The 19,367-nt window shown below is 74.7% G+C and carries 15 protein-coding genes and 1 riboswitch; of the genes, 10 read left to right on the forward strand and 5 right to left on the reverse strand.

The genetic code is table 11. The features are described from left to right. The first annotated feature begins 28 nt into the window (after positions 1-28). Genes EDF32_RS06365 through EDF32_RS06385 form a run of 5 tightly spaced genes read left to right on the forward strand, consistent with a single transcriptional unit; the run spans position 29 to position 4,286 of the window. Positions 29-1,645: a Na+/H+ antiporter subunit D gene (locus EDF32_RS06365; RefSeq protein ID WP_233565797.1), complete on the forward strand. Its 1,617-nt coding sequence runs from the start codon at positions 29-31 to the stop codon at positions 1,643-1,645. Beyond that, positions 1,642-2,307 (forward strand): Na+/H+ antiporter subunit E, encoded by a 666-nt coding sequence (locus EDF32_RS06370; RefSeq protein ID WP_233565764.1) that lies wholly within the window; start codon positions 1,642-1,644, stop codon positions 2,305-2,307. Before EDF32_RS06365 ends, EDF32_RS06370 begins: the two co-directional genes overlap by 4 nt. Continuing rightward, positions 2,304-2,708 (forward strand): monovalent cation/H+ antiporter complex subunit F, encoded by a 405-nt coding sequence (locus EDF32_RS06375; RefSeq protein ID WP_123307716.1) that lies wholly within the window; start codon positions 2,304-2,306, stop codon positions 2,706-2,708. The genes EDF32_RS06370 and EDF32_RS06375 overlap by 4 nt, the downstream gene beginning before the upstream one ends. Beyond that, a complete protein-coding gene (gene mnhG / locus EDF32_RS06380) occupies positions 2,708-3,205 on the forward strand; it encodes a monovalent cation/H(+) antiporter subunit G (protein ID WP_123307717.1) in 498 nt (165 codons plus the stop codon). Before EDF32_RS06375 ends, mnhG begins: the two co-directional genes overlap by 1 nt. A 40-nt stretch (positions 3,206-3,245) precedes the next feature. After that, the gene (locus EDF32_RS06385; RefSeq protein WP_123307718.1) at positions 3,246-4,286 is read left to right on the forward strand and encodes a cation diffusion facilitator family transporter; all 1,041 of its coding nucleotides are present in this window, start codon (positions 3,246-3,248) and stop codon (positions 4,284-4,286) included. A gap of 6 nt (positions 4,287-4,292) precedes the next feature. Here EDF32_RS06385 and EDF32_RS06390 read toward each other — a convergent pair whose 3' ends face one another. The 3 genes from EDF32_RS06390 to EDF32_RS06400 all read right to left on the reverse strand — a co-directional run bounded on the left by EDF32_RS06390 (position 4,293) and on the right by EDF32_RS06400 (position 7,485). After that, a complete protein-coding gene (locus tag EDF32_RS06390; RefSeq protein WP_123307719.1) occupies positions 4,293-4,865 on the reverse strand; it encodes a methylated-DNA--[protein]-cysteine S-methyltransferase in 573 nt (190 codons plus the stop codon). Then, positions 4,862-6,451: a DNA-3-methyladenine glycosylase 2 family protein gene (locus EDF32_RS06395; RefSeq protein ID WP_123307720.1), complete on the reverse strand. Its 1,590-nt coding sequence runs from the start codon at positions 6,449-6,451 to the stop codon at positions 4,862-4,864. The genes EDF32_RS06390 and EDF32_RS06395 overlap by 4 nt, the downstream gene beginning before the upstream one ends. Positions 6,452-6,537: 86 nt before the next feature. After that, positions 6,538-7,485 (reverse strand): hypothetical protein, encoded by a 948-nt coding sequence (locus EDF32_RS06400; protein WP_123307721.1) that lies wholly within the window; start codon positions 7,483-7,485, stop codon positions 6,538-6,540. Positions 7,486-7,800: 315 nt separating this feature from the next. Between EDF32_RS06400 and EDF32_RS06405 the strand changes: the two genes are divergently transcribed. After that, a complete protein-coding gene (locus EDF32_RS06405; protein WP_123307722.1) occupies positions 7,801-10,503 on the forward strand; it encodes an ATP-dependent Clp protease ATP-binding subunit in 2,703 nt (900 codons plus the stop codon). Between the two features lie 108 nt (positions 10,504-10,611). On the opposite strand, the gene EDF32_RS06410 is transcribed toward EDF32_RS06405, so the two are convergent. Next, positions 10,612-11,505: a C40 family peptidase gene (locus tag EDF32_RS06410; RefSeq protein ID WP_199734844.1), complete on the reverse strand. Its 894-nt coding sequence runs from the start codon at positions 11,503-11,505 to the stop codon at positions 10,612-10,614. Positions 11,506-11,522: 17 nt separating this feature from the next. After that, positions 11,523-11,644, reverse strand: a riboswitch (cyclic di-AMP (ydaO/yuaA leader). A 208-nt stretch (positions 11,645-11,852) separates the two neighbouring features. Between EDF32_RS06410 and EDF32_RS06415 the strand changes: the two genes are divergently transcribed. Next, positions 11,853-12,485: a TetR/AcrR family transcriptional regulator gene (locus tag EDF32_RS06415; RefSeq protein WP_123307723.1), complete on the forward strand. Its 633-nt coding sequence runs from the start codon at positions 11,853-11,855 to the stop codon at positions 12,483-12,485. A 123-nt stretch (positions 12,486-12,608) separates the two neighbouring features. Then, complete coding sequence (locus tag EDF32_RS06420; RefSeq protein ID WP_123307724.1) at positions 12,609-13,736, forward strand: tyrosine-protein phosphatase; 1,128 nt, start codon at positions 12,609-12,611, stop codon at positions 13,734-13,736. Positions 13,737-13,778: 42 nt separating this feature from the next. On the opposite strand, the gene EDF32_RS06425 is transcribed toward EDF32_RS06420, so the two are convergent. After that, positions 13,779-14,441, reverse strand: a complete 663-nt coding sequence (locus EDF32_RS06425; protein ID WP_123307725.1) for a DUF4190 domain-containing protein — start codon at positions 14,439-14,441, stop codon at positions 13,779-13,781. A 168-nt stretch (positions 14,442-14,609) separates the two neighbouring features. On the opposite strand from EDF32_RS06425, the gene EDF32_RS06430 reads away from it, so the two are divergent. Both EDF32_RS06430 and EDF32_RS06435 read left to right on the forward strand, forming a co-directional pair. Then, positions 14,610-16,841 carry an NTP transferase domain-containing protein gene (locus EDF32_RS06430; RefSeq protein WP_123307726.1) on the forward strand — a complete coding sequence of 744 codons (2,232 nt, stop codon included), beginning with the start codon at positions 14,610-14,612 and terminating at the stop codon, positions 16,839-16,841. A 65-nt stretch (positions 16,842-16,906) separates the two neighbouring features. Beyond that, positions 16,907-19,363, forward strand: coding sequence for a GH36-type glycosyl hydrolase domain-containing protein (locus tag EDF32_RS06435; protein ID WP_123307727.1), 2,457 nt, complete (start codon positions 16,907-16,909; stop codon positions 19,361-19,363). The last annotated feature ends 4 nt before the right edge of the window (positions 19,364-19,367 follow it).

Below are 19,367 nucleotides of genomic sequence, written 5' to 3' on the forward strand. Positions count from 1 at the left end.
CCTGCACACCCTCGTCCCGCTGCCGGTGATGCTGCCGCTGTTCGCGGCGGGCCTGACGCTCGCGCTCTGGCGCTTCCCCCGCGCCCAGCGCGTGATCACCGTGGTGACCCTCTCGCTCATGGTGGCCGCCGCCGTCGGGCTGCTGGTGGGCGCCGACGGGGACCCGCTCGTGGTGAACGTCGGCGACTGGTCCGCGCCCGTCGGGATCGACCTGGTCGCCGACCGGCTCTCCGCGCTGATGCTCGTCGTGTCCTCGGTGATGCTGCTGCTCGTCCTGCTGTACTCGCTGGGGCAGGGGGTCAGCGACGACGCGGCCGACGACGAGGCGACGCCCGTCTCGATCTACCACCCGACGTACCTCGTGCTGGCCGCGGGGGTCTCCAACGCGTTCCTCTCGGGCGACCTGTTCAACCTCTACGTGGGCTTCGAGGTCCTCCTCGCCGCGAGCTACGTGCTGCTGACCCTGGGCGGTACGGGCGAGCGGATCCGCGCCGGGGCGATCTACGTCGTCGTCGCCCTGCTCTCCTCGGTCGTGTTCCTCGTCGCGATCGCGCTGACCTACGGGGCCACCGGGACGGTCAACCTTGCCCAGCTCGCCGAGCGCATGCCCGACGTCGACCCGAACGTCCGGCTGATCATCGAGCTGCTGCTCCTGCTGGCGTTCGGCATCAAGGCCGCGATCTTCCCGCTGTCCGCGTGGCTGCCGGACTCCTACCCGACGGCGCCGGCGCCCGTCACGGCCGTGTTCGCGGGGCTGCTGACGAAGGTCGGCGTCTACGCGATCATCCGCACCGAGACCCTGCTGTTCCCCGACGGGCGGGTCGACGACGTCCTGATGGTCCTGGCGCTGCTCACCATGGTCGTGGGGATCCTCGGCGCCGTGGCCCAGGACGACATCAAGCGTCTGCTGTCGTTCACGCTCGTCAGCCACATCGGCTACATGGTGTTCGGCATCTCGCTCGCGAGCGAGGCCGGCATGGCGGCCGCGATCTTCTACGTCGTGCACCACATCACCGTCCAGACGACCCTGTTCCTCGTCGTCGGCCTCGTCGAGCGGCGCGGCGGGTCGACGTCGCTGGACCGGCTCGGGGGGCTCGCCCGGGTGGCGCCCGGGCTGGCCGTCCTCTTCTTCGTCCCCGCGATGAACCTCGCCGGGATCCCGCCGCTGTCGGGGTTCCTCGGCAAGGTCGGCCTCATCGAGGAGGGGGCCCGCCAGGGCACGCCGCTCGTGTGGGTGCTGGTGGTCGGCAGCGTCGTCACGTCGCTGCTGACGCTCTACGCGCTGGTCAAGACGTGGAACAAGGCGTTCTGGCAGACGGCGCCGGCGCACCTGCCGGAGGCCCGCCTCCCCGCCGCGATGGTCGGGCCCGCGGCCGCGCTCGTCGCGCTCGGTCTCGGGATCACCGTGTTCGCCGGGCCGCTGTACGCGTACGCGGAGCGGGCGGCGGCCACCCTCATGGACGGGCACACCTACGTCGAGGCGGTCTTCCCGGACGGCGCCGCCCGCGGGCAGGGCGAGTCCGACAAGGGCGTCAAGCGCGACGCCCGGATCGACCCCGACGACGTCGTGCGGTCGCCGACGCCGGAAGCCCTCCCGACGGGCGCGCCCCCGACGGGCGCGCCCCCGACGGGCGGTGCCTCGTGAGCCGGGGGTACTGGCGCCGGTGGCGCGGGCGGCTGCGCACGCAGTGGCACGCCGCGCTCTGGCTCGCGCTCGTGTGGGTGCTGCTCTGGGGCACCCTGGCGTGGGGCACCGTGCTCGTCGGCGTGCTCCTGGGGCTCGCGGTCGTCTCCTTCGCCGCGCTCCCCTCCATCGACTACCAGGGCACGTTCCGCCCCGTGGCGTTCTGCCGCCTGTTCGGCCGGTTCGTCGTCGACCTCGTGGTGGCGTCCGCCCAGGTGGCCGTCCAGGCGCTGCGCCTGCGGTGGGTGCCGCACGGCGCCGTCGTGCGCGTGCCGATGCGCGACGCGGGCGACCTCTACCTGACGATCGCCTCCATCCTCACCTCGCTCGTGCCGGGCACCGTGATCGTGGAGGCGCACCGCCTGACGGGCGTGCTGTACGTGCACGTGCTCGACCTCGAGTCCGCGGGCGGGCCGGACGAGGTGCGGCGTCACATCCACGAGCTCGAGGCCCGGGTGCTGCGCGCCTTCGCCTCCGAGCGCGAGCTCGCCCGGGCGGGGCTCGGCCCGGCGGGGCTCGCCGGGGCGGGCGACGAGGCCCGCGCCGCGACGTCCTGCGACACCCCCGAGGACCCGCACGGCCCCCAGGACCCCCAGGACCCGACCGACGGGAGGGCACGATGACCGTCGTCGCCATCGTCTGCGCCGCGTTCGTCGCGGCGGGCTCCGTGCTCGCGATCGTGCGCATCGAGCGCGGCCCCTCGATGCTCGACCGCACCATCGGGCTCGACGTGTTCACCGCGACGCTCGTCGGCGCGATCGCGATCGAGGCGGCGTTCTCGCGCCGCACCGAGACCATCCCGATCCTCGTGGTGCTCTCCCTCGTCGGGTTCGTCGGGTCCGTGCTCATCTCGCGGTTCGCGTCCGTCGAGCCGGAGGGCGAGGGTCGCATCCGCACGGCGGAGGAGATCGCCGTCGAGGACGCCGAGCGCCTCGAGGAGCTCGAGCGCCAGCGCGAGGCCGAGCGTGCGGCCGCGATCGACCCCGACCACCACGGCGGCACGGCCGAGGGCGAGGTGCGCTGATGGGCTGGGGGACGGTGGCGGACGTGCTCGCGGCGGTCGCGATGCTCTGCGGGGCGTTCCTGACCCTGGCCGCCGGGGTCGGGGTCGCCCGGTTCCCGGACCTGCTCGGGCGCATGCACGCCGCCACGAAGCCGCAGGTGCTCGGCCTGATCCTGCTGCTGCTCGGCGTCGCCCTGCGCGTGCACGAGTGGTCGGTCGTCGGCATGCTCGCGCTCGTCGCCGCCTTCCAGCTGCTCACCGCGCCCGTGGCGGCGCACATGGTCGGCCGGGCCGGGTTCCGCACCGGCAAGGTCGACGTCGACGCCCTCGCGCTGGACGAGCTCACCCCCGACCAGACCACCGCGGAGCGGGAGGCCGCGGAGGCCTCGCGCGAGGCCGGCGAGCCGGACCCGAGCGACACGGGGGCGCCGTCGGACACGGACGTCGAGGCGCCGCCCGGGCGCCGGGAGGAGCGGCGCGAGGCGCGCCGGGACGAGCAGGCCGACCCCGACCTGTGACGCGCGGCGGCGCGGTTGCCCGCGTGGTAGACCGGACGCCATGACCGACGAGCCCCGCGGGGACCAGACCGCTGCCCCGCCCCCCGCCACGGGCCTCGCGGATGGCACCGACACCGGGGCACGGCTCGCCGGGGCGGTCGGCACGGGCGACGAGGGCGGCTCGGAGAGCACGCGGACCGTGATCGTGGCGTTCGGCGCGAACCTCCTCGTGGCGGTCGCGAAGTCGTTCGCGGCGGTCGTGACCGGCTCGGCGTCGATGGTCGCGGAGGCCGTGCACTCGTGGGCGGACACCGGCAACGAGGTCTTCCTGCTCGTCGCGGACCGCCGCGCGCGCCGCCCCGCGACCGCGGCGCACCCCCTGGGCCACGGCCGCGAGGCCTACGTCTGGTCGATGTTCGCGGCGATGGGCCTGTTCGCGATCGGCGCGGGCGTCTCCATCACGCACGGCATCCAGGAGCTGGTCTCGCCCGAGCCCGCCGAGGACTTCGGGATCGCGTACGCCGTCCTCGGCCTGTCGTTCGTCCTCGAGGGGATCTCGTTCCTGCAGTCCGTGCGCCAGTCGCGGGCCGAGGCGAGGCGGGGCGGGCACGAGCTGCTGCGCCACGTCCTGCGCACCTCCGACCCGACGGTGCGCGCCGTGTTCGCGGAGGACGCCGCCGCGCTGATCGGTCTCGTCGTCGCCTTCGCGGGCGTCGGGCTCCACCAGGCCACGGGCTCGCCGGTGCCCGACGCGATCGGCTCGATCGTGGTCGGGCTGATCCTCGGCGTCGTCTCGGTCGTGCTCATCGACCGCAACCGGCGCTTCCTCGTGGGCGAGGGCGTGGGGCCCACCACCCGGGCGATCATCGTGCGGCTCCTGCTCGAGGCCCCGGACATCGAGCGGGTGACGTACCTGCGCCTCGAGTACGTGGGCCCGCGCGCGCTGTACCTCGTGGCGGCGGTGGACCTGGCGGGCGACGCCGCGGAGTCCGACGTCGCGCGCCGGCTCGCCACCCTCGAGCGCAGCATCGTCCAGGAGCCCGCGATCGTGGGCGCGGTGCTCACGCTCTCGGCCCCGGAGGACGAGCCGCTCGAGGTATGAGGCGCCTCAGGCTGCGGCGGACGCCCCGCGCTCGCGGGCCAGGAGCGACTCCTTGACGGGCAGGCCGTAGCGGAACCCGCCGAGCGAGCCGTCGGTGCGCAGGACGCGGTGGCACGGGACGAACAGGGCGGCGGCGTTCTGCGCGCACGCCCCGGCCGCGGCCCGGACGGCGGCCGGGCGACCGCAGCGCGCGGCGTACTCGGCGTAGCTCACGGGCTCGCCGGGCGCGACGGTGCGCAGCACGTCCCACGCGGACCGGCGGAACGGTCCCGAGTCCTGCGCGACGGCGACCGTGCCGGGCGCGTCGAGGTCGCCGCCGTAGTAGGCGCGCACGGCGGCGACGGGCCCGACGACGGACGGGGCGTCGTCGGGCACCTCGCGCACCCGCGCGGGGCGCAGGGTGGGGTGGACCAGCGCGACGAGGGAGGCGACGTCCCGCGTCCACCCCGACGCGAGCACCGTGCCGGGCGCCCGGACCACGAGGGTGAACGGGCCGTCCGGGGTGGCGACGGTGGTGGTGTCGGCGGTGGTGGTGTCGGCGGTGCTGGTGCCGGTGGTCGTGCTCGCGCTGATGGTCATCGTGCTGCTCCTTCGGGGGCGGCGGGTGTGAGGTCGGGTGCCGGTGCGGAGGGCGCGGCGGCGCGCCACAGGTGCATCGAGGCGTAGGAGCGCCAGGGCGCCCAGCGGCGGGCGACGTCGTCGGGCACCGGGTCGGGCAGCCCGACGGCGCGGGCCCCGGCCCGCAGCACCAGGTCCGTCGCGAGCAGGACGTCCGGGTCGCCGAGCACTCGCATCGCGACGTAGGCGGCGGTCCACGGGCCGATCCCGGGCATCGCGAGGAGGCGGCGGCGCAGGTCGTCGGGGTCGTCGGCCGCGCTGATCGTCAGCTCGCCCGAGGCGAGGGCGCGGGCCGCGCCGAGGATCGCCGCGACGCGGGCACGCGGGCCGGTGAGCACCTCGTGGCCGCGCTCGGCGATCTGCGCCGCGGTCGGGAAGAGGCGTGACGGCAGGCCCGGGCTGGTGGGCGACGGGCCGACGCCGGGCACCGGGCTGGTGGGCACGGCGCTGCCGAGCGCCGCGAGGCGTCCGAGGTGCGTCCGCGCGGCCCGGACGCTGATCTGCTGCCCGACGAGCGCGCGGAACAGGATCTCGTGCGGCTCGGCCGCTCCGGGGACGCGGATGCCGGGCACGGCGCGGACCCCCGGCGCGAGCGCGGGGTCCTGGGCGAGCGCGCCGTCCACGGCCTGCGGGTCGGCGTCCAGGTCGAACAGGCGCCGCACGCGGGCGGTCGCGGCGGGCAGGTCGGCGAGCGAGGTCAGGTGCAGCCGGAGGGTGAACCGCGCCGGGCCGCGGGCGGTGCCCGGCGCCCAGCCCGCGCGGACCGTGGCCGGCCCGCCGGGGAGCGCGAGCGTGCGGGCGTAGCCGGTGCGGGTGACCACCTCGACGCCGTCGACCGCGCGGGCGGCGAGGAACGCGAAGATCCCGGCGGCGTCGAACGGCTCCCGGACGGGGAGCGCGAGGTCGACGGCGGCCGGCAGCCCCCCGGCGGCGGGCTCGCCGGGCGTCGGGGCCGTCCGGCGGGGGCGCGTCGCGCGGAGCGCGGTGGGGGTCGTGGCGTAGACCTCGGCGACCGTGTCGTTGAACTGGCGGATGCTGCCGAAGCCCGCGGCGAAGGCGACGTCCGCGAACGGCAGGTCGGTGCCGACGACGAGCGTCCGGGCGGTCTGCGCCCGCACGGCGCGGGCCAGGGCGAGCGGGCCGGCGCCCAGCTCGGTCGTCAGGACCCGGCCGAGCTGGCGCGCGGAGTACCCGAGCCGGGCCGCGAGGCCGTCGACGCCCTCCCGGTCCACGACGCCGTCGGTGATCAGGCGCATCGCCCGGGCAGCGAGGTCGTGGTCGAGGTTCCACGCGGGCGTGCCCGGTACGGCCTCCGGCAGGCAGCGCCGGCAGGCGCGGTAACCGGCCTCGTGGGCGGCCGCGGACGTGCGGTAGAAGGTGACGTTCTCCGGCTTCGGGGTCCGCGCGGGGCACGAGGGTCGGCAGTAGATGCCCGTGGAGCGCACGGCGGTGACGAACTGCCCGTCGAAGCGCCGGTCGCGCGCGTCGATCGCGCGGTAGCGCTCGGCGAAGCCGGCGGGGGCGTGCTGCGGGGCGGGGCTGGTCACGGGACCATCGTCGCCCGCCGCCCGGCCGTGTGGCTAGCGGGAATCGGACGCGGCCGTGGCGGTCCGCCGCACCGGGTCGGCGGGGGTCAGCGGGGCGGGGGCCGTGTCCCGTCCTCGGGGGAGCCAGGGGCCGGCGGGTACGTCGGCGGCTGCGTGGGCGACGGCGGGGACGACGGGGACGACGGCGGCGCGGCGTCGGCGGGTGCGTCCCGGAAGCCGGCGAGCGGGTCCGTCGGGTCGACCTCCGTCGAGCCCGGGCCGGCCGCGCCGGGGCCGCCCGGACCGCCGCGGCGCGCCAGCCGGACGAGGAGCGTGACCACGGCGGCGACGAGCAGCAGGGACCCGGCGACCGCCCAGAACAGGGCCCAGCCGTGCAGGCCCCCGTCGTCCGCGGCGGAGGTCCCCGTGACGCCGTCGCCGTCGTCGCTCAGGTCGGAGCCGTCCGCACCGCCGGGGGTCGCCGGGTCCGACGCGCTCGGGGCCGTGCCGTCGGCCACGGCGGACCCTCGCGCGGACATCTCGAGGGCCTCGCCGTACGTCGGCGTCCACACGGCGGTGGTGCCGTCGACCTTCCCGTTGGTCTCCGCGATCTTCCCCGGGAACGTGACCGCGAGGCGCACGTCGAACGAGTCGAGGAGCTCCTTCGGCAGCTGGCCGGCGTCGTCCGCGCCCTCGCTGAGGTCGAAGGTGCCGGAGACGACGTACTCGTCCCCGTCGCGGGTGATGGTCAGCTCGTCGCCCGTGCCGGTGTCGGAGATCGGCTGGTCGGCGTAGGTGAAGCGCGCGCCGGTGTAGCCGTCCTCGGCGTAGGGCTCCTGCTCGGCGCCGTCGGGGAGGTTGCCGTCGATCTCGGAGCCCATCTGGTCCCACAGGTCCTGCGGGTCCTGGCCGAGGGTCTGCGCGACGTCGTCGGAGATCGCCACGACGATGGAGCCGTCCATCGTGTCGTCCTCGCCCAGCGTGAGGTCCAGGTGCAGCCGCATGCAGCCGGCGAGGGTCATCACCAGCGCCGCGGCGAGGGCCGCGGCGCTCACGGCGCGACGGCGTCCGGGGCGGCGAGGGTGCCGCGGCCTCCGGTCGGTCGCGGCAGGCCGGGCCGCGGGCGCTGGTGCCGGTGCGACCGGCGTCGTCGGTGACGTCATGGGCCCAGCATGACGGGTGCGGCCACGGCAGGCGAGCGGCACCGACGCCGGGAGCGCGCGCGTGCACCGGCAAGTTGAGCGGAATAGACTCAACTCTGACGCCGTTCCCCTGACAGGCCGCGAGGATCTTGGACTGCGAGGACCTCGGACTGCGAGGACCCGGGACGGGCGCGGCGCACGAGCGAGGCACGAGCACAGGAGGACCGGATGGACACCCGCTTCACGACGATGGCCCAGCAGGCGGTCGGCGACGCGATCCAGAGCGCGTCGGCCGCGAAGAACCCCAGCCTCGAGCCGGTGCACCTGCTCGCGGCGCTCCTCGCCCAGCAGGGCGGGATCGCGGGCGGGCTGCTCGACGCCGTGGGTGCCGACGCCCAGGCGATCGGCCGGCAGACCCGTGCCCAGCTCGTGGCACTGCCCGCCGCGAGCGGCGAGGCGGTCGCGAGGCCGACGGCGTCGCGGGCGACGTCGACGCTGCTCGAGCTCGCCGGGTCGGAGGCGCAGGGCCTCGGCGACGAGTACGTCTCGACCGAGCACCTCCTGATCGGGCTGGCCGCGGGGTCGTCGCCGGCCGCGCAGATCCTCGCCGCGGCGGGCGCGACGCCGGACGCCCTGCGCGCCGCCCTGCCCGCCGTGCGCGGCAGCGGTCGCGTCACGAGCCCGGACCCCGAGGGTACCTACAAGGCTCTCGAGCAGTACGGCGTCGACCTCACCGCGCGGGCCCGCGACGGCCGGCTCGACCCGGTCATCGGCCGCGACTCCGAGATCCGGCGCGTCGTGCAGGTGCTCAGCCGGCGCACCAAGAACAACCCCGTCCTCATCGGGGAGCCGGGCGTGGGCAAGACGGCCGTCGTCGAGGGTCTGGCGCAGCGCATCGTCGAGGGCGACGTCCCCACGTCGCTGCAGGGCAAGCGGCTCGTCTCGCTCGACCTCGCCGCGATGGTCGCCGGCGCGAAGTACCGCGGCGAGTTCGAGGAGCGCCTCAAGGCGGTCCTCGAGGAGATCTCCTCGTCCGACGGCGAGGTCGTGACCTTCATCGACGAGCTGCACACCGTCGTCGGCGCCGGGGCGGGGGGCGGCGACTCCTCGATGGACGCCGGCAACATGCTCAAGCCCATGCTCGCGCGCGGCGAGCTGCGCCTCGTGGGCGCGACCACGCTGGACGAGTACCGCGAGCACATCGAGAAGGACCCGGCGCTCGAGCGCCGGTTCCAGCAGGTCTTCGTCGGCGAGCCGAGCGTCGAGGACACCGTCGCGATCCTGCGCGGCCTCAAGGAGCGCTACGAGGCGCACCACAAGGTCACCATCGCCGACTCGGCGCTCGTCGCCGCGGCTGCGCTGTCCGACCGGTACATCACCGGCCGGCGGCTGCCCGACAAGGCGATCGACCTCGTGGACGAGGCGGCGTCGCGCCTGCGGATGGAGATGGACTCCTCGCCGGTCGAGGTCGACGAGCTGCGCCGCGCCGTCACGCGCCTCGAGATGGAGGAGGTCGTGCTCAAGGACGCCGACGACCCGGGCTCGCGCGAGCGGCTCGAGCGCCTGCACAAGGACCTCGCCGACCGTCGCGAGGAGCTCGCCGCGCTCACCGCGCGCTGGGAGTCGGAGAAGGCGAGCCACAACCGGGTGGGCGACCTGCGCGCGCGCCTCGACGGGCTGCGCACGGACGCCGACCGGCTGCAGCGCGAGGGCGATCTGGAGGCCGCCGCGCGGATCCTCTACGGCGAGATCCCGGAGGTCCAGGCGCAGCTCGAGGCCGCGGAGCGGGCCGAGGGCGCCGCTGCACCCGCCGACCTGTCAGACCCAGGATCCGGTGGGGCGGCGCCAGGGTCTGACAACCCGGCGGGGGAGCCCCAGGCGCCGATGATCGCCGACAAGGTCGGGGCCGACGAGATCGCCGAGGTCGTGTCCGCGTGGACCGGCATCCCGGCGGGGCGCATGCTCCAGGGCGAGTCCGAGAAGCTCCTGCACATGGAGGAGGCCATCGGCGAGCGCCTCATCGGCCAGCGGGCCGCGGTCGCCGCCGTCTCGGACGCCGTCCGGCGCTCGCGGGCAGGCGTCGCCGATCCCGACCGGCCCACCGGCTCTTTCCTGTTCCTCGGCCCGACGGGCGTGGGCAAGACCGAGCTCGCCAAGTCGCTCGCCGACTTCCTGTTCGACGACGAGCGCGCCATGATCCGCATCGACATGTCCGAGTACGGCGAGAAGCACTCGGTCGCGCGGCTCGTCGGTGCGCCCCCGGGGTACGTCGGCTACGAGGAGGGCGGCCAGCTCACCGAGGCCGTGCGGCGCCGCCCCTACTCGGTCGTGCTGCTCGACGAGGTGGAGAAGGCCCACCCCGAGGTCTTCGACGTCCTGCTCCAGGTGCTCGACGACGGCCGGCTCACGGACGGGCAGGGCCGCACGGTCGACCTGCGCAACGTGATCCTCGTGCTGACGTCGAACCTCGGCTCGCAGTTCCTCGTGGACCCGACGCTCGAGGAGGACGAGAAGCGCGCCCGCGTGATGGCCGCGGTCCGCGCGAGCTTCAAGCCGGAGTTCCTCAACCGGCTCGACGACGTCGTGGTCTTCGACGCGCTCGACCTCGCCGAGCTCGGCCGGATCGTCGACATCGCGGTGACGCGGCTCGCCGAGCGCCTCGCGGACCGGCGGATCGTCCTCGACGTCACCGCCGCGGCGCGCGAGTGGCTCGCGCTCGAGGGGTTCGACCCCGCGTACGGGGCGCGCCCGCTGCGCCGCCTCGTGCAGCGGGAGATCGGGGACCGGCTCGCCCGGCTCCTGCTCGCCGGCGAGGTGCCCGACGGCGCGACCGTCGTCGTCGACCGCCCGGCGGCCGGGTCCGAGGGACCGGGGGCCGCGCAGGCGGGGCTGGACCTGCGGGTGGCGCTGCCGGAGGCCACCCGGGCCTGACGCCCCCACTCGCCGAGACGTCGAGCTCCGCCCCGAAATCACCGATTTCAGGGGCGGAGTTCGACGTCTCGGCGGGTTGCCCGGGCCGGGGGTCAGCGGCGGGCGCCGTCAGACCGTGATCGCCTTGCTGCTGACGCGGACGAACGTCGGGTTGCTCTGCCAGATCTGGCGGAACTGGATCGTCTTGCCCGGGCGCGGCGCGTCGATCATGGTGTTGCCGCCCGCATAGATCGCCACGTGGCCGGGGCTCCAGATCAGGTCGCCGGCGCGGGCGTGCGACTTCGACACGCGCTTGCCCGCGTGCCGCTGCGCGGACGACGAGTGCGGCATCGTCTTGACGCCGGCCTTCTTGTACACGTAGCGCGTGAAGCCGGAGCAGTCGAACCCGCTCGGGGTCGAGCCCCCGTAGCGGTACTTCACGCCGCGGTACTTCGACGCGACGTTGAGCACGCGCGAGCCGTAGCGGTAGGTGTGGACCGTGAACGCCTTGTTGGTCTGCTTCAGCCCCTGGCCGCTCGAGGGGTTGACGTAGACGCGCACGGTGCGCTTGCCGTGCACCGCCGGCTTGATCCGGTTGGAGAGCCGGTACGACGTGCGCCCGGTGCTGGAGAGGCGCAGCGTCTTGACCGTCTTGCCGCTGACCTTGACGACGGCGTGGCCGCGGACGGCGTGGCCCCGGTAGGTCGCGCGGACGTAGAGCTTGGGCGAGCCCTTCGTGTAGACGATCTTGCTGCCGGTCCGGGCCACCTTGAGGTACGGCTTGTGCGCCGCGGTGCTCGCGGCGAGCACCCCGGCGTGCACCTGGGCGGCGGACGCCGGCGCGGGGGCCGCGGTGGCGGGCTGGGCGGCGACGGCGGTGCCGCCGACGAGGAGCGCGGCGACGACCGCGGAGATCGTCAGGCGGCGGGTACGGCGTGCGGGCGGCTTCGCGGCATGGCTCGCGGTGCGGCTGGCGTGAGGGGTGTCCGGGCAGGGGGCACCGGGCAGGGGCGTGCTCGACATGGTGGGCCTCTCGTCGCCTGCGAGGTGAGCTGTCGGGTTCGGTCCGAGGTCTGGACCGGCTGCGCGGGCGCAGCTTCACCCCGAGGACGACCGAGGTCGCCCGGTGAGGACGTGGGTCCCCCGCCGCTGCCATGGTTCACGGGTGCCCGGACCGGTGGCAGCGCTCGGCGTGGTGGTCCGGGGGCTGCTCGCTGGTGCGGGCAGCCCGTCCACCGTAACCATCCCGTGACCCCGCGCAAGGCCCTCGGGCGCCCTTTCGCGGGCAGTTTCGTGAAGGGTCCGTGCGAAAGGGGGCGTTCCGGGCGCGGTCGGGTACGTTCGGCACGGACCGAGCGAAGGAGCCGCAGATGACCGCCGAGACCGTCGAGCCGGTGGACGGCGTCCCGCGGCGCGGGTACGCGAAGGGTCGCCGGACGCGCGCGGAGATCGTCGACGCCGCCACGACGCTCTTCGGCCAGGTCGGCTACCACTCCGCGTCGCTGCGCGAGATCGCGGCCCGCGTCGGGCTCTCGCACCCCGGGCTGCTGCACCACTTCGCCACCAAGGAGGCCCTGCTCGAGGAGGTCCTGGCGCACCGGGACGAGCAGGACGCCCAGGTCTTCCTCGACGACGACGCCGAGGGCCGGGGGTACGTCGAGAACCTCGTGCGGCTCGTGCGCCACAACCAGGAGCGCCCCGGCATCGTCGAGCTGTACGCGGTGCTCTCCGCCGAGGCGACGAGCCCGGACCACCCGGCGCACGCGTACTTCGAGCGGCGCTACGCCCGCATCGTCGGCCGGTTCGCGCAGGAGGCGGAGCGGTGGGTCACGGACGGCAGCGTGCCCGCGAGCACCGACACCGTCGGTCTCGCCCGCGCGATGATCGCCGTCATGGACGGGCTGCAGGTCCAGTGGCTCCTCGCGCGGGGCACCAGGTCCTCCTTCGACATGGCCGACGCGTTCGGCGCGCACCTGCGCCTGATGCTGCGCGGCGCCGGCTGACCGGTCGCCGGCCGGTCGCCGTCCATCCTGCTCGGCCCGCGGGCGCCGATCCGTCGACCGGCGGTGGCCCTCCGGACGCCGGTCGTTCACCCCTCGGTCGCTGCCGCAGGCAACGGTGTGCGCATGTCGACGATCCGCCGCGCGGCCCTCCTGGCCGCCTCCGCCCTGACCCTGTCCGCCCTCGCCGCCCCCGCCGCGACCGCCGCGCCCGCGGTGCCCGCCGCGGCCGTCTCCTCCGCCTCGTCCCTCGCCGCGCTGCACGGCTCCGCTCTCGGCCCCTCCACGATCCCCTTCACCGCCGCGCAGGTCACCGACCACGGCGACGGCACCTTCACGCTCACCTGGTCGGCGCCCCGGGGCACCCGCGTGACCGTCTACACGGGGGCGTCGCGCGACGCGATCGACCTGCGGCACGCCGTCGCCCACGGCGAGGCCACGGGCAGCGTGACGCTGCGCGGGCTCGGCGACGCCGACCGCCGCTGGTTCCGGTTCGAGCCCAGCCGGGGCGACGGGCTGACGCTCGCCGACCGCCTGGTGCGCCTCGACGGCACCGCGAACCTGCGGGACGTCGGCGGGTACCGCACCGCCGACGGGCACTGGGTCGAGATGGGGGAGATGTACCGGTCCGACGCGCTCGACAGGCTCACCGACGCCGACCTGACGGTCCTCGAGGGGCTCGACGTGCGCACGGTCATGGACCTGCGCACCGACGACGAGGTCGCGGCGGCCCCGGACCGCGTCCCGGCCGGCGCCCGCGACGTGCACCTCGACGTCCTCGGCACCACCGCGAGCTTCGCCCCGACCTCCGCCACCGACTCCGAGCGGCTCATGGTCGAGGCCGAGCGCACCATGGTCTCCTCCGACGCCGCCCGCGCGGCCTACACGACCGTGCTCGACCACGCGGACGACCGCGGCGCGATCCTCTTCCACTGCACCGCGGGCAAGGACCGCACGGGCTGGGCGTCCGCGACGATCCTCACCGCGCTCGGCGTGCCGCGCGAGACGGTCGAGGCCGACTACCTCGCCAGCAACGACTACCGCGCGCAGGCCAACGCGGCGGTGCTCGCCCAGCTCCCGGCGGCCCAGGCGGAGATCTACCGCCCCCTGCTCGACGTGCGGTCGCAGTACCTCGCCGCCGGCTTCGACGAGGTCCACCAGCGGTACGGCACCTTCGGTCGCTACCTGTTCAGCGGCGTCCACGTCGGGCTGCTCGAGCAGCTCTCGCTGCGCCACGACCTGCTCGTCGGCTGACGCCCGGACCACGTCGCCCGTCGACCCCCGCCGACCCTCCGGTCAGCGGGGGTCGACGAGCGAGCCCCGCTCCGGGCCGCCCGTCGGCGTCGCGACGCACAGCCCGGTCCGGTCCCCGTCGCGCCAGGACGCCTCGCTCGGCGTCCACACCCGGCGCTCGTACCGGTCCACGTCCCCCGGGTCGACGCCGTCCGCGGTGAGCTCGTCGGCGCCGCACACGCGCGAGGTCGCCGAGCGCACCCCGTCGGCCCCCGGCCAGAGCGTGTCGTCGGTCCAGTCGGTCCGCGCGAGCACCTGGGCGGAGTGCGGGGCGGCGCAGGGGACGACGTCGACCCGGGTCACCCGGGCGTCGTCGGGCACCGGTCCCAGGCAGCTGCCGACGACGAGCCGGCGGGCGTGGGCGGAGACGGGCGCGGCGACGTCGCCGTCGAGCGGCGTCGTCGCGCGGCCGTGGGCGACCCCGACGGCGATCGTCACGACCCAGAACAGCGTGACCGCGACACCGACGACGATCCCCGCGACCGCGAGACCGGCGCCGGGCCGCCCGTCGCGTCGCGCGCGCCGGAGCCCGACGACCCCGAGCGCGACGCCGGCGGGCGGCACCACGACCGCCAGGCACAGGGCCGCCACCGCGGCCGGGTCGGCGGTCCGCCCGGACGCCTCGGACGCCTCGGGCCCCTCGATGGCTGGGGTGGGCGACGTCATGACGGCACGCTACCGGGACCGCGGCCGAGGGCCCCGGCGACCCGCACCCCCGGCCCCGCAGAGCCCGCCCGGAGAGTTTGCAAGGACGGCACACTAAAGGGCTATGATCGAGGTTCCCGCACGTCACGGCGACGGCCCGGCCGCCGCACCGACACCCGAGGACGGCCCATGCCCCGCACGCACACCACCCCGCAGCCCGGCCCGCCCGCCTCGGCGGCCCCCCGTGCGGCGGTGGTCCTGGCGGCCGGCCACGACGACGCCTCCCGCGCGATCCTCACCCAGACCCTCGGCGACTCGACCGTCGTCGAGCTCGCCGTCGCCACCGTGCGCACCGTGGTGCCCGCCGCCCGGATCGTCGTGGTCGTCGCGCCGGGGGACACCCGCGTGCGCGCCCTGCTGGGCGACGACCTCACGTACGTCACCCAGCTCACGCCCCGCGGGACCGGCGACGCCGTGCTCGCGGCCCGCACCGCCGTCGGGCACGTGCTGGGCGACGAGGTCGATGCCGCGACCGTGCTGGTCGCCTACGCCGACACGCCCCTGCTGCGCACCGAGTCGCTGCGCGGCCTGCTGACGCGGCACGCGCTGACGGACGCCCACCTGTCCCTGCTGACCGCCGTCGTCGAGCGGCCCGAGCCCGGCTACGGGCGCATCGAGCGGAGCGACGACGACATCACCGCGATCCTCGAGCCGGAGGACCGCACCCCCGCGGAGGGCACGCTCACCGAGATCAACGTCGGCGCGTACGTCGCGGCGCCCGCGCTGCTGTTCGGCGCCCTCGAGGCCATGACGGCCGACGGCGAGCACCGCCTGACCGAGCTCGCCCGCCGCGTCATCTCCCGCGGCCTGCGGGTCTCGTCCTACCGGATCTACGACACGGACGAGGTGCGCGGCATCAACACCGACGCCGAGCTGGCCCAGGCCGCGGACATCGTGCTGAAGCGGCTGTTCGTGCCCAAGAAGAACACCGACACCCAGATCGTCTTCGGCACCGGGGGCTGGCGCGCCGTCATCGGCGAGGGCTACACCCTCGCGAACGTGCGCCGGCTCGCCCAGGCGATCGCGAACTCGGTGGTGCGCCAGGGGCTCGAGTCGCACGGCGTCGTCGTCGGCGGCGACCGCCGGTTCCTCTCGCGCGAGTCGGCGGAGGCGATCGCGGAGGTCTTCGCCGGCAACAACATCCCCGTCGTCCTCCTGCCCGACGACGTCCCCACCCCCCTCGTGACGTTCGCCGCGCCCTATCTGGACGCCGCGCTGGGCATCATCGTCACCTCGAGCCACAACCCGCCCGAGTGGAACGGCGTCAAGGTCTTCCGCCGCGACGGCTCGCTGCCGCTCGACGAGGAGACGGACGCCTACCAGGACGAGGCGAACGCGATGAGCGTGGACGACGTGATCACCCTCGACGTCGCGCTCGCGCGCCGCGCCGGCATGGTCGTGGACCGTGTGCTCACCGACCCGTACGTCGACGCGATCGAGCGGATCATCGACGTCGACGCGGTCCGGGGCTCGGGCCTGCAGGTGGTCGTCGACCCGATGTACGGCACGAGCCAGCTGACGCTCGGCACGATCCTGGGCGACATGCGGGTGCGCGCCGAGTTCATCCACGAGTCGCACAACCCGCTGTTCGGCGGCGTCGCCCCCGCCCCGGACCTGCAGCGGCTCAGTGCCCTGATCGCGATGATCCGCGAGGGCGGCGGCCGCTACGGGCTCGGGATGGCGACCGACGGCGACTCCGACCGCATCGGCATCGTCGACGAGACGGGCGAGTACATCTCGAGCAACGACCTGCTGCTGCTCCTGTACTGGTACCTGCACGAGGTCCGCGGCGAGAAGGGCGGCGTCGTGCGCAACCTGTCGACCACGCACCTCCTGGACCGGCTCGCCGCGCACCTCGGCGAGGAGTCCCTCGAGTGCAAGGTCGGCTTCAAGCACGTCACCGCCGGCATGGCGCAGATCGGGGCGGTCCTCGGCGGCGAGTCGTCCGGCGGCCTGACCGTGCGCGGCTGGATCCTCGGCAAGGACGGCATCTTCGCGTGCGCGCTGGTCGCCGAGATGCTGGCGCGCACGGGCAAGCGGATCTCCGAGCTGCGCGAGACGGTGTACGCGATCACCGGCCGCCTCTGGACGGCCGACGCCGATGTCCCCGCCACCCCCGAGATGCGCGTGGCCGTCCCGCGGCGCCTGCACGCCGAGCCGCTGACCGAGGTGGCGGGGTACCCCGTCGTGCGGGTCTCGCACCTGGACGGCACCAAGATCTATCTCGAGGACGACAACTGGGCGCTGCTCCGGTTCTCCGGCACCGAGCCGGTCCTGCGGATGGCGGTCGAGGCCGACTCGCCCGCCAAGGCGCAGGAGCTGCTCGACTGGCTCCGCGGCTTCGTCACTGCCGGCGTCTGAGCGCCCGGCCCCGACCAGCCTTCCACCGCCCCGCCCGCCCGAGCTGTCAGCGAGGACCCCACCGCATGCGTTACGGCCACTTCGACACCGCCCGCGACGAGTACGTCGTCGAGCGCCCCGACGTCCCCGTGTCCTGGACCAACTACCTGGGCACCAAGGACCTGTGCACCGTCCTCTCGCACAACGCGGGCGGGTACTCCTGGTTCCGGTCCTCCCAACACGGGCGCATCACCCGGTTCCGGCAGAACGGCGTGCCGCTCGACCGGCCCGGCCACTACGTCTATCTGCGCGACGCCGCCGACGGCGACTACTGGTCCATCTCCTGGCAGCCGGTCGGCAAGCCGCTCGCCGACGACGGCGCGCCCCTCGACCCGAACGGCGGCGCCGGCCGCTGGACCACCCGGCACGGCCTCGGCTACTCGACCTTCGAGGCCCGGTACAAGGGCATCGACGCCCGCCAGACGGTGTTCATCCCCCTGGACGACGACGTGGAGGTGTGGGACGTCGAGCTCACCAACACCACGGACCAGGCGCGCGAGCTGACCGTCGCCGGGTACGTGGAGTTCAGCTTCCACACCATCCCGATCGACAACGAGAACCTGCAGATGTCGCTGTACGCGTCGGGCTCCTCGTACGCGGACGGCATCGTCGAGTACGACTTCTACTACGAGCCGTGGACCTTCCACTGGTTCGGCTCGAGCGAGACCCCGTCGTCGTACGACTCGCTGCGGGACTCCTTCATCGGGCCGTACCGCGACGAGTCGAACCCGCTCGCGATCGAGCGCGGGCACGGGTCCGGCACGTCGGCGACCACCCAGAACCACTGCGGCGCGCTCCAGCACACGGTGACGCTGCAGCCGGGGGAGACGCGGCGCCTGGCCTACCTGCTCGGGTACGGCTCGCGCGAGGCCGCGGGCCGGCCGCTGCAGGCGAAGTACTCGCACCTCGCGACCGTCGACGCCGAGCGCGCCCGGCTGCGCGCGTACTGGACCGCGAAGCAGGACCGGCTGCGCATCCGCACTCCCCACGAGGGCATGGACACGATGATCAACACGTGGACGCTGCTCCAGGCGGAGACGTGCGTGGTCTGGTCGCGGTTCGCGTCGTTCGTCGAGGTGGGCGGGCGCGCGGGGCTCGGCTACCGCGACACCGCCCAGGACGTCATGAGCGTCATCCACTCGAACCCGGGCAGGTCCCGGCAGCGGATCGTCGAGCTGCTGCGGGCCCAGACCGAGGCCGGGTACGGCCTGCACCTGTTCGACCCGAAGAGCTTCGACCCCGACGCCGAGCGGCACCCCGACGTGCCCTCGCCGACGGTCGTGCCGACGCCGGACCGCTCCGACCTGATCCACGGCCTCGAGGACACGTGCTCGGACGACCACCTGTGGCTCGTGCCGTCCGTCGTCGAGTACGTCAAGGAGACCGGGGACCTCGCGTTCCTCGACGAGGTGGTCCCGTTCGCCGAGGGCACGCCCGCCACGGTCTACGAGCACCTCACGCGCGCGCTGGACTTCTCCACGCGGCAGGTCGGCGCCAACGGCGTGGCCCTGGGGCTGCGGGCCGACTGGAACGACTGCCTCAACCTCGGCGGCGGCCAGACGGCGCTCGTGACGTTCCTGCACGCGTGGGCGATCGGGGCGTTCCTCGAGGTCGCCCGCCACCGCGCCGCGGCGGGGGACGCCGCGGCCGCGGCGGACGTCGAGCGGTACGAGGCGGAGCGCGCCCGCATCACCGACGTCGCCGACCGCGAGCTGTGGGACGGCGACTGGTGGGTGCGGGGCTTCACGCGCGACGGCGTCACCGTCGGGTCCGCGACGAACCGCGAGGGCAAGATCTTCCTCGAGCACCAGGCGTGGCCCGTGATCGCGGGGATCACCTCGCAGGAGCGGGGCGAGCGGTCCATGGACTCGGTGCGTGAGCTGCTCGGCTCGCCGTACGGCAACCACCTGGTCTGGCCGGCGTTCACCGAGGTGGACGACACGGTCGGGTTCGTGACGCGCGTGTACCCGGGCATCAAGGAGAACGCGTCGATCTTCAGCCACCCGAACGCCTGGCCGATCATCGCCGAGGCGATGCTGGGCCGCGGGGACGAGGCGATGGCCTTCTACGACGCGATCCTGCCGTACCACCGCAACGACGACATCGAGGTCCGCGGCGCCGAGCCCTACGCCTACGTGCAGTTCCTCTACGGGCGCGACCACGAGTGGTTCGGCAAGGCGCAGAACCCGTGGCTGACCGGCACGGCGGGGTGGATGTACACGGCCGCCACGAAGCACCTGCTCGGGGTGCGGCCCGGTCTCGACGGCCTCGTCGTCGACCCCTGCGTCCCGAAGGACTGGGGCGGGTTCGAGGTGCGCCGCGAGTGGCGCGGAGCCGTCTACGAGATCGAGGTCCGCAACCCCGACCACGTCTCGAAGGGCGTGCGCTCGGTGACGGTCGACGGCGTCGGGCACGACCCGGCGCGGCCGGTGCCGGTGCAGCCCGAGGGCTCCGTGGTGCAGGTGGTCGTCACCCTCGGGTGATCGA

Origin of the sequence: Cellulomonas sp. PhB143, assembly GCF_003752595.1 — a bacterium.
Lineage (GTDB): Bacteria > Actinomycetota > Actinomycetes > Actinomycetales > Cellulomonadaceae > Paraoerskovia.